Origin of the sequence: Bradyrhizobium sp. SZCCT0153 (assembly GCF_018129995.1) — a bacterium.
Lineage (GTDB): Bacteria > Pseudomonadota > Alphaproteobacteria > Rhizobiales > Xanthobacteraceae > Bradyrhizobium > Bradyrhizobium japonicum_G.
In genome coordinates, this window is sequence record NZ_JAFCKS010000001.1 from 506,682 (window position 1) to 519,444 (window position 12,763).

Genomic DNA, 12,763 nt, shown 5'->3' on the forward strand with positions numbered 1-12,763 from the left:
ACGGTACTCGGGTTAGATCCCCAGCAGCTTGCGCGCGTTGGCCTTGAGCACCTTCGGCCGGATCTCGTCGCGGATCTCGATCTTGGCGAAATCCGACAGCCAGCGGTCCGGCGTGATCACCGGCCAGTCCGAGCCGAACAGCATCTTGTCCTGCAGGATCGAGTTGATGTAGCGCACCAGGATCGGCGGGAAATATTTCGGCGACCAGCCGGACAGGTCGATATAGACGTTCGGCTTGTGGGTCGCGACCGACAGCGCCTCCTCCTGCCAGGGGAAGGAGGGGTGGGCGAGGATGATCTTGAGGTCGGGGAAATCAGCCGCGACGTCGTCCATGTACATCGGGTTGGAGTATTTCAGCCGCATGCCCATGCCGCCCGGCATGCCGGAGCCGACGCCGGTCTGGCCGGTGTGGAATAGCGCGATCGCGCCGCCATTGTTGATCTCTTCGTAGAGCGGATAGGCCATGCGGTCGTTGGCGTAGAAGCCCTGCATGGTCGGATGGAATTTGAAGCCGCGCACGCCGTATTCCTCGATCAGCTTGCGCGCCTCGCGGGCGCCGAGCTTGCCCTTGTGCGGGTCGATCGAGACAAACGGGATGAGGACGTCGAGATGATCGGATGCGGCCTCGATCATCTCGTAATTGTTGTAGCGGCGGAAGCCGGTCTCGCGCTCGGCGTCGACCGGGAAGATCACCGCGGCGATGTTCTTGGAGCGGTAGTAGGCGGCGGTCTCCGGCACGGTCGGCGGATGCTTGTGCGGCGACTTGAAATAGTCGGCCATCTGCGCCTGGAAATCGTCATAGCCGTCGTCGGGATGGGTGCCGCAAGGCTCCTCGGCATGGGTGTGGATGTCGATGGCGACGACGTCGTCGATATTGGGTAGCTTCAGCTTCGGCATTGTTTCCTCCCGACGGGTTGCCGAATTGATTATAGGATATAACGAATTTGGCAAGGCGTCGCTGGCGGTAAAACCGCAGCCAGCAAAAGCATTTGCCGTGCTCGGCCGCGAAGGCCCAGATTGGGCCGATCCGGCCGCTTCTACTGTGCATGGGGTTGTTTTCGCGAAATTGCCGGTTCGGAACCGGGCACTCAACATTGACATCACCTCCCGCCATGCCTTAAGAACCGCCCCGTCCCGGGCGGTCGTCCGCCAGCGGGAAAAATCTCATTTTGCCACATTCGCGCGTGCCGAAACGGTAGTGCCGAACACGGCCTTTCGAACGTTCAGGATTCCGCCATGAAGGTCCGTAACTCGCTGAAATCGCTGCGCGGTCGCCATCGCGCCAACCGCCTGGTTCGCCGCAAGGGCCGGGTCTATGTGATCAACAAGGTGCAGCGCCGCTTCAAGGCTCGCCAGGGCTGATATCGCCCTGCCGGACGCTCGCGCGCCCCGCAAGACCACGGTCTCACGCGAGTTTGACGCCGCCTTTGCTTTGCAAGGGCGGCTTTACGCGTTTAGACTTTGACCATGGCAGTGAGATTCCTGTTCGCGCGCACCCTGTGGCTGGCCCTCGTTATGGGTGCCGCTGGCCTGACGCCGGCCCTGGCGCAGAAAGTACTGCCGGCCCCTTCCGGCAAGGAGCAGAAGAAGCTCCCGGAGGCGCCGGCCAAGCTGCCCAAGGTCGACCGCAGCAAGAATCTTGATTTCCTGTTCGGCGCGCTGAAAGCCGCGCCCGACGAGGCCAGCGCCAAGCATGTCGAGGCGCGGATCTGGGCGATCTGGATTCACACCCCGAGCGACACCGCGTCGTTGCTGATGGCGCGGGCCAGGACCGCGGTCGACGCCAAGAAGATCGACATCGCGATCAAGCTGCTGGATTCGGTCATCAAGCTGAGGCCCGACTACATCGAGGCCTGGAACCGGCGTGCCACGCTCTATTACATGCAGAACGACTATGGCCGCTCGCTTGCCGACATCCGCGAGGTTCTGATCCGCGAGCCCCGCCATTTCGGTGCGCTTGCGGGCCTCGGCATGATCATGCAGGAAGTCGGCGACGAGAAGCGCGCGCTCGAGGCCTATCGCAAGGCGCTCGCCGTCAATCCGCACCTCGAGAAGATCCCCGACCAGGTCAAGGCGCTGACCGAGAAGGTCGAAGGCCGCGACATCTAGCCTACAAGTCGATCATTTCTTGAGCGAGTGTGGCCTGTGCGGATTAACCACGATCACACGCGCCGCGCGGAAAGCACTATTGTCGGCAGCGCCGCAGGCCTACCTGCATGGCAGGAGCAACAGCCATGAAGCGTTTGATTCTCGCAGGTAGCTTGCTGTTGGCGTCGGGCTCGGTGAGCTTCGCCGACGGATTGTTCTGGGTGGTCGGCAACCGCGCCACCGGCAAATGCGACATCGTGACCAGCAATCCCGTGATCATCGGCGATATCTGGTTCGGAGACGGTCCCTACAAGTCGAAGGCCGACGCCAGGCTTGCCCGTTCGACGATCCGCGCCTGTCCCGCCGTCACCGCCGACGACGAAAAGGACGAGGACGGTACGAACTAGGTCGACAGCGACCTAGTGCAGAACGCTGGTGCCGCGCTCGGTGAGGCCGCGATCGGCGGCGGCGGCGTAAGCCTTGGCAAGCTCGGTTTCGAGATGCTCATTGATCAGCAGCAGCGCTCGCACGGCACCGCGCAGGTCGCCGTTGCAGCTTGCGACGATCTCGTCGATTGCAGTGTCTTTGGATCTGAAGCTCATCGAAATTCTCCGGTTCAAATCAGGACAAATCCTGCCGGCCTTTCCCGCATCCCCTGAGGTCTGCAAGCAGGATCGGCGCCCACCCGCGCCTAGATGGCGGAACCGACCGTGGCGATTATATGGAAGCCGCGATGACGACCTCATGAAGCTGTTCCGGGGCTGGCGTGCGATTCAGGACGCCATTGATTTTATTGTGTTTTTCCTGCTGGAATTATGCACATATCCACAGCCCCGGCATTTCGGTGGAGCGCTTGGTGCCATGGAGCGAAACTGCCGCCCACAAGCCGCGTAACTGCCAAGTGCCCTGGATCGCCCGGATTCTCTCCATGATCGTGATGTCAGTCGTGACGGCGCTGGTTCTGCTGGCGCTGGTCACGCAGGCCGGAATCATCGCCGTGCAACGCGCCTTTCCACCGCAGGGCCGGATGATCGAGGTCGATGACGCCACGCTTCACGTCGTCGATGTCGGCCCGCGCGATTCGGGCCTGCCGATCGTGATGCTGCACGGTGCGAGCTCCAACCTCGAAGCGATGCGCCGCCCGCTCGGCGACCTCCTCGCCAAGAACCATCGCGTCGTCCTGATCGATCGTCCCGGCCACGGCTGGAGCACGCGGGCGCGGCGGCAGGATTCGACGCCACAGGTCCAAGCGCGGATGATCGGCGATGCGCTTGGCAAGCTCGGGATCGACCGCGCCGTCTTCGTCGTGCATTCCTGGAGCGGCGCGCTCGGCGCGCGGCTGGCGCTCGATCATCCCGGCCGCGTCGCGGGCCTCGTGATGCTCGCGCCCGTCACCCATCCCTGGCGCGGCGGCGTCGGCCGCTACAACGAGATCATCGCAACGCCGGTGATCGGCCCGCTGCTCGCCTACACCATCACCCTGCCGCTCGGCTATTTCCTGAGCGAGCCCGGCGCGCGCAACGTCTTCCTGCCGCAAATGATGCCTGACGGATTCGTGCAGGATTCCGCGACGCCGCTGCTGCTGCGCCCGCGCGAGTTCATCGCCAACGCCTATGATCTCGTGACGCTGAAGGAAGCGGTCGCCGCGCAAGTCGCGCGCTACGGCGAGATATCGGCGCCGGTCACGATCATCGCCGGCGAGCCCGACAAGACCGTGAGGACCGACATTCACGCGCGCCCGTTTGCCGCGGCGGTGCAGAATGCGAAGCTGATCGTGCTGCCCGACCTCGGCCACATGGTGCAGAACGCCGTGCCGGATCTCGTGAAGACCGAGATCGAGGCGATGATCGGCAAAATCGCCCCGGCGCAGGCGGCCGCCGATTAGCGGCCGCCGTTCACCCGCTTACTGCTTGATCTTCCCGTCCTTGTCGAACTGAGACACATAGGTCCAGAGATTGTTGATCTCGGTCTCGTTCTTGATGCCGGCGAACGCCATCTTGGTGCCGGGGATCTTGGCCTTGGGGTCCTTTATGTATTCCTTGAACGTGGCTTCGTCCCAGGTGATGCCGGAATTCTTGTTCGCGTCCGAGTAGTTGTAGTCCGGAGCGGTGCCCGACTTGCGGCCGTTGAGGCCGTTGAGCTCGGGGCCGACCTTGTTCTTGGCGCCTTCGCCGATCGCATGGCAGGCCAGGCATTTGTTGAACGACGTCTTGCCGGCCGCGGCATCCTGCGCCATCGCGGCGGGTGCGGTGGCAATCGCGGTGAGGATCGTCAGTGCGCCGAAAATCAGTTTTGTCATCGGGTGCTCTTCGTCTCTTCCCTGGGAGGTATGGTCAGTCGCTTGCCTGATCGGCAATCGTCGGACCTGCCGGTTTTGGCAGGCCCGCCCGGCTTGGACAAGCCGCCAAACGATGACAGGTTTCACGATTTCCTACTTGTCCCAGAGCGAACTCGCGCAAGATCGCCGCTCCGACTTTCGGATGGCCTACCCAAACACCCCCGGACGTGGTTGATTTGCCGCGACAATTCGATCGTCCGGCGTCAGCCGGAAGGATATGCCATGAAGGGTGTGATATGGCCATCATGATGCCTGCCAGCGACCAGGCCGTGCTCGCGCGCCGCGCCGAGATCGTGGCTGCGTTGCGCGCAATCGTGCCTGGCGAGGGCGTGATCGACAGCGCTTCCGAGATGCGGGTCTACGAATCCGACGGGCTGACGGCCTATCGGCAGCCGCCGATGGTCGTGGTGCTGCCGGACACGACCGAGCAGGTTTCGCTCGTCCTGAAATATTGTGCCGGGCAGGGCATCAAGGTGGTGCCGCGTGGCTCCGGCACCTCGCTGTCCGGCGGCGCGTTGCCGCTCGAGGACGGCGTGCTGTTGGGCCTCGGCAAGTTCAAGCGCATCCGCGAGATCGATTTCGACAACCGGGTCGTCGTCACCGAGCCCGGTGTCACCAACCTTGCCATCAGCCAGGCGGTTGCGCATGCCGGCTTCTACTACGCGCCCGATCCGTCCTCGCAGATCGCCTGCTCGATCGGCGGCAATGTCGCGGAGAATTCCGGTGGCGTGCACTGCCTCAAATACGGCATGACCACCAACAACGTGCTGGGTTGCGAGATCGTGCTGATGAGCGGGGAGATCCTGCGCATCGGCGGCAAGGGGTGCGAAAATTCCGGCTACGACCTGATGGGGGTCATCACCGGCTCCGAAGGCCTGCTCGGCGTCATCACCGAGATCACGGTGCGCATCCTGCAAAAGCCGGAGACCGCGCGCGCGCTGATGGTCGGCTTTGCCGAGGTCGAGGCGGCCGGCGAATGCGTGGCGCGGATCATCGGCGCCGGCATCATTCCCGGCGGCATGGAGATGATGGACAAGCCGGCGATCCACGCCGCCGAGGCGTTCGTCCATGCCGGCTATCCGCTCGACGTCGAGGCGCTCCTCATCATCGAGCTCGACGGTCCCAAGATCGAGGTCGACGAGCTGATCACGCGCGTCGAGACAATCGCCAACGCTTGCGGCTCGACCACCTGCCAGATATCGACCTCGGAGGCCGAGCGCAATCTGTTCTGGGCCGGCCGCAAGGCGGCGTTCCCGGCCGTGGGCCGCATCTCGCCAGACTATCTCTGCATGGACGGCACCATCCCGCGCGGCGCGCTGCCCAAGGCGCTGGCGCGCATCCGCGAGCTCTCGGAAAAATACCAGCTCGGCTGCGCCAACGTGTTCCACGCTGGCGATGGCAATCTGCATCCCCTGATCCTCTACGATGCCAACAAGGAAGGCGAGATCGAGCGCGCGGAAGCGTTCGGCGCCGACATCCTGCGCGCCTGCGTCGAGTTCGGCGGCGTCCTCACCGGCGAGCACGGCGTCGGCATCGAGAAGCGCGATCTGATGCCGGAGATGTTCACCGAGATCGACCTCAACCAGCAGCAGCGGCTGAAATGCGCCTTCGATGCGCAGGGCCTGCTCAATCCCGGAAAAGTGTTTCCGACCCTGCACCGCTGCGCCGAACTCGGCCGCATGCACGTCCATGCCGGCAAGCTGGCTTTCCCTGATATTCCGCGGTTCTAGGCGCCGATCGCTGCACCTTCGCTGCAATACGCCAAATTTGATTTCCCCTGTAAACTTGGATACCCGCTCAGTCGTGGATACGCTCAAGGTCAGAGACGCCAAAGACGTCGAAGAGGTGGTGCGCGCGGCGATTGCCAATGAGCAGCCGCTCGAGATCATCGGTCATGGCAGCAAGCGCAGCATCGGCCACGCCATGGCGACCAACGCCGTGCTCGACGTCTCCGCACTGAATGCCGTCACCTCCTACGAGCCCAACGAGCTCATCGTCACGCTCCAGGCCGGTGCTCCGCTGGCCGACGTGCTGTCGCTGATCGATGCCAAGAACCAGCAATTCGCCTTCGAGCCGATGAACACGGCGCCGCTGCTCGGCGCGCCCGCGCTCGGCACCATCGGCGGCATGATCGCGGCGGGCCTCGCCGGCCCGCGGCGCATCAGGGCGGGCGGGGCACGCGACCATCTGCTCGGGGCGCATGCCGTGTCCGGTTTTGGCGACAGCTTCAAGACCGGTGGCAAGGTGGTGAAGAACGTCACCGGCTACGACCTGTGCAAGCTTCTCGCCGGTTCCTGGGGCACGCTGTCGGTGATGACCGAGGTCACGCTCAAGGTGATGCCGAAGCCGGAGGCCGAGCGGACGCTGCTCTTGCACGGGCTCGACGATGCCACCGCCAACAAGGCAATGACGGCGGCGCTGGGCTCGCCCTTCGACGTCTCCGGTGCCGCGCACCTGCCGAAATCGGCGTTCCGAACCAGGACCGACGGCCTCGGCGATATCGCGGGCCAGGGCGAGGCGTTGACCATGCTGCGGCTCGAAGGCATTGCCGCCTCCGCCGCCCACCGTGCCGGCTCGCTGCGCGAATTGCTGGCCCCGTTCGGAACCGCGACGCTGGTCGAGGACGTCGCGTCCGCTGCGGCTTGGGCTACGGTCCGCGACGTTCTGCCGTTCGCGGCCAGCGGTGCGCTTGGCGCCTGGCCGGTCTGGCGGATCGTCTGTCCGCCGGCGTCCGGCGCGGCGCTCGGGACGCAACTGGCGCGCGAGACCGGCGGCGAGGTGATCTATGACTGGGGCGGCGGGCTGATCTGGGCGGCGCTGCCGCCGAATGGCGACGCGCACGCCTCCGCCGTGCGCGAGCGCGCCAATGCGACTGGCGGGCACGCCACGTTGATCCGGGCGGCCGAGGACGTCAGGCGCGGTGTCGATGTGTTCCATCCACAGGCGCCTGGCGTTGCCGCGCTGAGTGAGCGAGTGCGCGCCAGTTTCGATCCGAAGATCATCCTGAACCGGGGACGGCTGACGCGGGGCGCTGCGGCATGAAGACGGAATTCTCTCTCGCTCAGCTCGCCGATCCCGATATTGCGGAGGCCGACAAGATCCTGCGCGCCTGCGTGCATTGCGGCTTCTGCACGGCTACCTGTCCGACCTATGTGCTGCTTGGCGACGAGCTCGATAGCCCGCGCGGCCGCATCTATCTGATCAGGGAGATGCTGGAGAAGGACCAGGCCCCGACGGCCGAGGTGGTCAAGCATGTCGACCGCTGCCTGTCGTGCCTGGCCTGCATGACGACCTGCCCCTCCGGGGTGAACTACATGCACCTCGTCGACCAGGCCCGGGTCAGGATCGAGCAGCGCTATCAGCGGCCGCTGACCGAGCGGCTGCTGCGCCGGGTGCTGGCCTTCGTCCTGCCGGATCCGCGGCGTTTCCGGGCCAGCATGTGGCTGGCGCGGCTGGCCCGCCCGCTCGCCCTGTTCCTGCCGACGCCCCGTCCCTCCGCCACGCCCGGCCTGATCCAGCGTCTCAAGGCGATGCTGGCGCTGGCGCCGGACCGGCTGCCGTCGCCGGGCCCCGCCGCCGGCAGTGTATTCGCAGCACTCGGCAAGAAGCGCGGCCGGGTCGCGCTGCTCCAGGGCTGCGCCCAGCAGGTGCTGGCGCCGCGCATCAACCAGGCCGCCATCAGTCTCCTCACGCGCCACGGCATCGAAGTCGTCCTGGTCAGGGACGAGCAGTGCTGCGGCGCGCTGACCCATCACCTCGGCAACGACCACGATGCGCTGGCGCGGGCTCGCGCCAATGTCACGGCGTGGCGGAAGGAAGCGGCAGGCGAGGGGCTCGACGCCATCCTGGTGACGGCGTCCGGCTGCGGCACCGTGATCAAGGACTACGGCTACCTGCTGCGCGAGGATCAAGTCTTCGCGGCCGATGCCGCGAAGGTGTCTGCGCTTGCCAAGGACATCACCGAATACGTCGCCGGTCTCGGATTGGAGCCGGTCGCACGACAAGACAACATCGTCGTCGCCTATCACTCCGCGTGTTCGTTGCAGCATGGCCAGAAAATCACGGGCCTTCCGAAAGAATTGCTTTCCAAGAATGGATTCGTGGTGAAAGATGTGCCGGAGAGCCATTTGTGTTGCGGTTCGGCGGGGACCTACAACATTCTCCAGCCCGAGCTTGCGGGCCGGTTGCGCGATCGCAAGGTCGCCAACATCGCGAGCGTCAAGCCGGACATGATTGCCGCTGGCAATATCGGATGCATGGTGCAGATTGCCAGTGGCACGTCAGTTCCGGTCGTACACACGATTGAGCTCCTCGATTGGGCTACGGGCGGGTCGCGACCGGCGTAAGGCTGAGCTTTTGAAGGCTGAGCTTTCGTCCGGAGATGGCGGCGGAAAGACGCCCAATCGACCATGGTTCGGCGGCAACAGGAGGACCACGATGGCAAAAGCGAAGAAGAAAAAAAGCAAGAAGGCCAAAAAGGCCAAGAAGGTTGTAGCGGCGAAGAAGACCGCGAAGAAGACCGCGAAGAAGGCAGCCAAGAAGTCCGCGAAGAAGTCTGCCAAGAAAGCTGCCAAGAAAGCTGCAAAGAAATCCGCGAAGAAGGCCGCGCCGAAGAAGGCCGCCAAGAAGTCGGCCAAGAAGGCTGCCCCTAAGAAGGCCGCCAAGAAGGCTGCGAAGAAAGCGGCTGCGAAGAAGGCGAAGGCAGCTTCCGCGCCGAAGCCGTCAGCGCCGGTGGCAGCTCCGGCTCCCGAGCCTGCCGCCGAGACGAGCTGGGCGATGCCTTCGTCTTCTGCGGAACCGACGCCGGCCGAGGGGCAAGGTTAGGCTCAAAGCCAGGCCAAAGGCCGGCACGAATTCAACGGCCATGATCGACAACAAAAGGGCCGCGGCGGCGACGCTGCGGCCCTTTTGCATGGCGGCTACGCCGTCATCCACGGCGCCAGCCTTGATTCGTGGCGCGCGGAACACGGTACCGCCTGTCACCGTACTAACCCGGTCTCCGAGTGCCCTTCAGGATGCAGAAAATGTGATCGAGAAGCCACACAGGCTGACAACCTTTCTTGAAATCGCCATAACGCCTAAAAAGTCGGCAGATGCCCGTGTTTTTTGCTTCACGGTTTGCATCCCTCAATACAGATTGTCGCAGTAACGCAATTTTGCAGACAGGTCGTACGCCCCGGGGGGCTTCCGGGATACCGACTGGGTAAGAACTGGTGATGGGGATCGAAATGAAAAAAGTGGCTTTGTTGGCAACGGCGCTGGCAATGGTGACGGGTTCGGCTTTCGCGGCAGACATGCCTGTGAAGGCAATGAAGGCTCCGCCGCCGCCCGCCTTCGACCCCTGGGATGTCGCCTTCGGCGGCGCCATCATGAGCGACTACGTCTTCCGCGGTATCACCCAGTCGAACCACAAGCCGTCGGTCGCGGCCTATTTCGAGCCGCGCTATAACGTCACCAAGGACCTCCAGCTCTACATCGGCGTGTCCGGTGAGAGCATCTCCTTCCCGAACCGCGCCGCCGGCGAAATCGACATCTACGGCGGTATCCGCCCGACCTTCGGCGCTTTCGCGTTCGACATCGGTGTCTGGGGCTACCTGTATCCGGGCGGCACCTGCTACTTCGGCGGCACCGGCATCGACAACGCCGGCAACTTCCAGGGCGCTGACTGCGCCGAGAAGGCCTTGCTGAACACCAACGTGATCAAGAAGGACCTGAGCTTCTTCGAAGTCTACGGCAAGGGCACCTACACGGTGAACGACAACTGGTCGTTCGGCTTCACCGAATACTACACCCCGAGCTATCTGAACTCGGGTGCCTGGGGCAACTACGCTTCGGTCGTCGGCAAGTACATCGCGCCCCCCACGATCTTCGGTGCGAGCGGCGTCGGCATGTATGTGTCGGGTGAGTTCGGCCGTCAGTGGCTCGGCACCTCCGACAGCTTCTACGGCGTCCCGGCGTTCCCGAACGGCATCAAGTACGCCGACTACAACACCTGGAACATCGGCATCGGCTTCACCTACAAGGTTGCCACGCTGGACCTGCGCTACTCCGACACCGACCTTTCCAAGGGTGATTGCAACGCCTTCACCAGCGACTTCTCGGCTCGCGGCAACCTGACCGCTTCGACCGGCACCTACCTGACGCCGATCAATCCGTCCGGCGTCGGCTCCAACTGGTGCGGTGCCACCGGTATCGCCAAGCTGTCGTTCGACCTGACGGCGATGAGCAACCTGAAGTAAGCTTCTTTCCGAAGCGATTTGATGAGGGCGGCAGGTCAACCTGCCGCCCTTTTGCTTTGGGGTGCAGCGGTGCTCGGCCTGCATGGTTCGAGACGCCTGCCTTCGGCGGGTTCCTCACCATGAGGGACTCGGATTTCGCAGCAAGGACAGATCTCATCCAGAGGAGCCCGCCGAAGGCGGGCGTCTCGAAGGATGGGCCGCGACCTCCGCGCCGCCGCTCGCGCCTCAGCGCGCCACGCTCGGCTCCTTCTCGGCCGGCGCGCTGCCGTCACCGAGAATGTGGATCGCGCCGCTCTTCACCATCGTTACCTTGCGGCTGTGGAAGGCGTCGAGCGTCGAGCGGTGGCCGATCGAGACGATGGTGGCCTGCGGCAGCTTCTCCGCCAGCAGCCGGTACAGCCGGGCCTCGGAGGGCTCGTCCAGAGACGCTGTGGCCTCGTCCAGGAACAGATAGTCGGGCGCATGCAGCAGCGCGCGGGCGAGCCCGAGGCGCTGCTGCTCGCCGAGCGACAGCATCCGGTTCCAGTGACCGTCCTCCTCGAGTCGTTCGGCAAGGTCGGGCAGCCCGACCGCGATCAGCGCATCCCGGATCCTGGCGGCCTCGAATGCGCCAGGAGCGGCGGGATAAACCACGGCATCACGCAATATGCCGACCGGGAAGTAGGGACGCTGCGGCAGCATCATCAGCTTCGCCTTCTCGGGAATGACGATGGTGCCGGTGCCGAACGGCCAGATGCCGGCGATGGCGCGAAACAGTGTCGACTTGCCGGAGCCCGACGGCCCGGTCACCAGCACCCGCTCCGGGGCCTGGACGGTGAACGCGTCGGCGGCGACCAGCGGGGTGCCGTTGGGCAGGTTCACACAGAGCTGATCGAGCCCGATAGTGCGGCCGCCGTCAGCGGCCTCGAGGGTGATGGCCGGCTCATGCGCCGGCAGGTGCGCGGCCGAATCGACCGACATCTCGAAGCCGTCGAGACGCGCGACGATCGAGCGCCATTCCGCCAGCGACCGGTAGGCCGTGACGAAAAACGAGAGCGCGCCCTGCACGCTGGAGAAGGCGGATGCGGTCTGCATCATGTCGCCGAGCTGGATTTTCTTGGCGAAGAACGCCGGCGCGACCAGCACGTAGGGGAAGATCACGGCGGCCTGTTGATAGCTCGCCGTGAACGCTGTGAGGCGCTTGGTCCGGCTCATGATGGCGTACCAATTGCCGATCACGAAGCCGAAGCGATCGAGCAGGCGCGAGCGTTCGGCGCCTTCGCCCTTGAGCAACGCGATCTGCTCGGAGTTCTCGCGCACGCGAACGAGGTTGAAGCGGAAGTCGGCCTCATAGCGCTGCTGCTCGAAATTGAGGTTGACCAGCGGGGCGCCGATCCAGTGCGTCAGCGCGGTGCCGAAGATTGCGTAGATCAGCGCGCCCCAGCACAGATAGCCGGGAATCATCAGATCGCGGCCGAACAGGTGCAGCGGTGCGGCGTTGGACAGGCCCCAGAGGATGATGACGAAGGAGAACAGCGTCACGATCGACGAGAGCAGGCCGAGCCCGATCGTCAGGGTCTGCTCGACGAAGTTCTTGACGTCCTCGGTGATACGCTGGTCGGGGTTGTCGGCCGCATCGCCCTTGAGCTGCATGCGGTAATGCGTAGCGTCTTGCAGCCATTCGCCCAGATAGTGCCGGGTCAGCCACTGCCTCCAGCGGATCTGAAGCCATTGGTTCAGGTAGAGCTTGTAGACGGCCAGCGCGATAAAGGTGAAGGCGAGGCCGACGAAGATCCAGATCTGTGTGACGAAGGCATCCCAGTCGCTGCTCTGGAGCGCAGTGTAGAACCGGTTCTGCCACTGGTTCACCAGCACGTCGATCGCGACCAGCGCCAGCTCCATTGCGATGACGGCGGCGAGCAGGCCGCGCCCGGCCCATTTGTCTTCCGACCGGAAATAGGGAGCGGCGATTCGCCAGACGATCGCGAGGGTGGCGATGATGTTCTTCACAGAGCTGAATCTCCTGCGGGGATGTGCACAAATGCCCGGAGCCAAATGGTTGAGGCAATGGCTGAAATCGGCGCGCTTAGACTAAAGTCGCAAATTCTGCAATTTGCGT

The 12,763-nt window shown here is 64.2% G+C and carries 14 protein-coding genes; 10 read left to right on the top strand and 4 right to left on the bottom strand.

The annotated features are described in order from the left end of the window. Window positions 1-12 precede the first annotated feature (12 nt). Window positions 13-897: an amidohydrolase family protein gene (locus JQ572_RS02505; RefSeq protein ID WP_211381397.1), complete on the bottom strand. Its 885-nt coding sequence runs from the start codon at window positions 895-897 to the stop codon at window positions 13-15. On the opposite strand from JQ572_RS02505, the gene JQ572_RS02510 reads away from it, so the two are divergent. From JQ572_RS02510 to JQ572_RS02525, 4 genes are all read left to right on the top strand, one after another. After that, window positions 854-1,240, top strand: a complete 387-nt coding sequence (locus JQ572_RS02510) for a hypothetical protein (protein ID WP_211381398.1) — start codon at window positions 854-856, stop codon at window positions 1,238-1,240. The two genes, JQ572_RS02505 and JQ572_RS02510, sit on opposite strands and share 44 nt — an antisense overlap. After that, window positions 1,237-1,362, top strand: a complete 126-nt coding sequence (gene ykgO, locus JQ572_RS02515) for a type B 50S ribosomal protein L36 (protein ID WP_006611362.1) — start codon at window positions 1,237-1,239, stop codon at window positions 1,360-1,362. Before JQ572_RS02510 ends, ykgO begins: the two co-directional genes overlap by 4 nt. A 105-nt stretch (window positions 1,363-1,467) precedes the next feature. Further along, window positions 1,468-2,109 (top strand): tetratricopeptide repeat protein, encoded by a 642-nt coding sequence (locus JQ572_RS02520; protein ID WP_211381399.1) that lies wholly within the window; start codon window positions 1,468-1,470, stop codon window positions 2,107-2,109. Window positions 2,110-2,234: 125 nt separating this feature from the next. Further along, window positions 2,235-2,495, top strand: coding sequence for a hypothetical protein (locus JQ572_RS02525; RefSeq protein WP_211381400.1), 261 nt, complete (start codon window positions 2,235-2,237; stop codon window positions 2,493-2,495). 12 nt (window positions 2,496-2,507) lie between these two features. Here the strand turns inward: JQ572_RS02525 and JQ572_RS02530 are convergent, their stop codons facing one another. Beyond that, window positions 2,508-2,690 (bottom strand): hypothetical protein, encoded by a 183-nt coding sequence (locus tag JQ572_RS02530; protein ID WP_211381401.1) that lies wholly within the window; start codon window positions 2,688-2,690, stop codon window positions 2,508-2,510. A 326-nt stretch (window positions 2,691-3,016) separates the two neighbouring features. On the opposite strand from JQ572_RS02530, the gene JQ572_RS02535 reads away from it, so the two are divergent. Further along, complete coding sequence (locus JQ572_RS02535; protein ID WP_211381402.1) at window positions 3,017-3,973, top strand: alpha/beta fold hydrolase; 957 nt, start codon at window positions 3,017-3,019, stop codon at window positions 3,971-3,973. Window positions 3,974-3,991: 18 nt separating this feature from the next. On the opposite strand, the gene cycA is transcribed toward JQ572_RS02535, so the two are convergent. Next, complete coding sequence (gene cycA, locus JQ572_RS02540) at window positions 3,992-4,387, bottom strand: cytochrome c-550 CycA (RefSeq protein WP_094894834.1); 396 nt, start codon at window positions 4,385-4,387, stop codon at window positions 3,992-3,994. 275 nt (window positions 4,388-4,662) lie between these two features. Here cycA and JQ572_RS02545 point away from each other — a divergent pair, with 275 nt between their 5' ends. From JQ572_RS02545 to JQ572_RS02565, 5 genes are all read left to right on the top strand, one after another. Beyond that, window positions 4,663-6,156 carry an FAD-linked oxidase C-terminal domain-containing protein gene (locus tag JQ572_RS02545; protein ID WP_211381403.1) on the top strand — a complete coding sequence of 498 codons (1,494 nt, stop codon included), beginning with the start codon at window positions 4,663-4,665 and terminating at the stop codon, window positions 6,154-6,156. A gap of 73 nt (window positions 6,157-6,229) precedes the next feature. Next, a complete protein-coding gene (locus JQ572_RS02550; RefSeq protein ID WP_211381404.1) occupies window positions 6,230-7,468 on the top strand; it encodes an FAD-binding protein in 1,239 nt (412 codons plus the stop codon). Further along, window positions 7,465-8,772, top strand: a complete 1,308-nt coding sequence (glcF, locus tag JQ572_RS02555; RefSeq protein WP_211381405.1) for a glycolate oxidase subunit GlcF — start codon at window positions 7,465-7,467, stop codon at window positions 8,770-8,772. Before JQ572_RS02550 ends, glcF begins: the two co-directional genes overlap by 4 nt. 91 nt (window positions 8,773-8,863) lie before the next feature. Next, a complete protein-coding gene (locus JQ572_RS02560) occupies window positions 8,864-9,250 on the top strand; it encodes a histone (protein WP_211382389.1) in 387 nt (128 codons plus the stop codon). Window positions 9,251-9,654: 404 nt separating this feature from the next. Continuing rightward, on the top strand, window positions 9,655-10,665 hold the full coding sequence (locus JQ572_RS02565; protein WP_211381406.1) for a TorF family putative porin: 1,011 nt from the start codon (window positions 9,655-9,657) through the stop codon (window positions 10,663-10,665). A 225-nt stretch (window positions 10,666-10,890) separates the two neighbouring features. On the opposite strand, the gene JQ572_RS02570 is transcribed toward JQ572_RS02565, so the two are convergent. Then, complete coding sequence (locus JQ572_RS02570) at window positions 10,891-12,654, bottom strand: ABC transporter ATP-binding protein/permease (RefSeq protein WP_211381407.1); 1,764 nt, start codon at window positions 12,652-12,654, stop codon at window positions 10,891-10,893. Window positions 12,655-12,763: the final 109 nt, after the last annotated feature.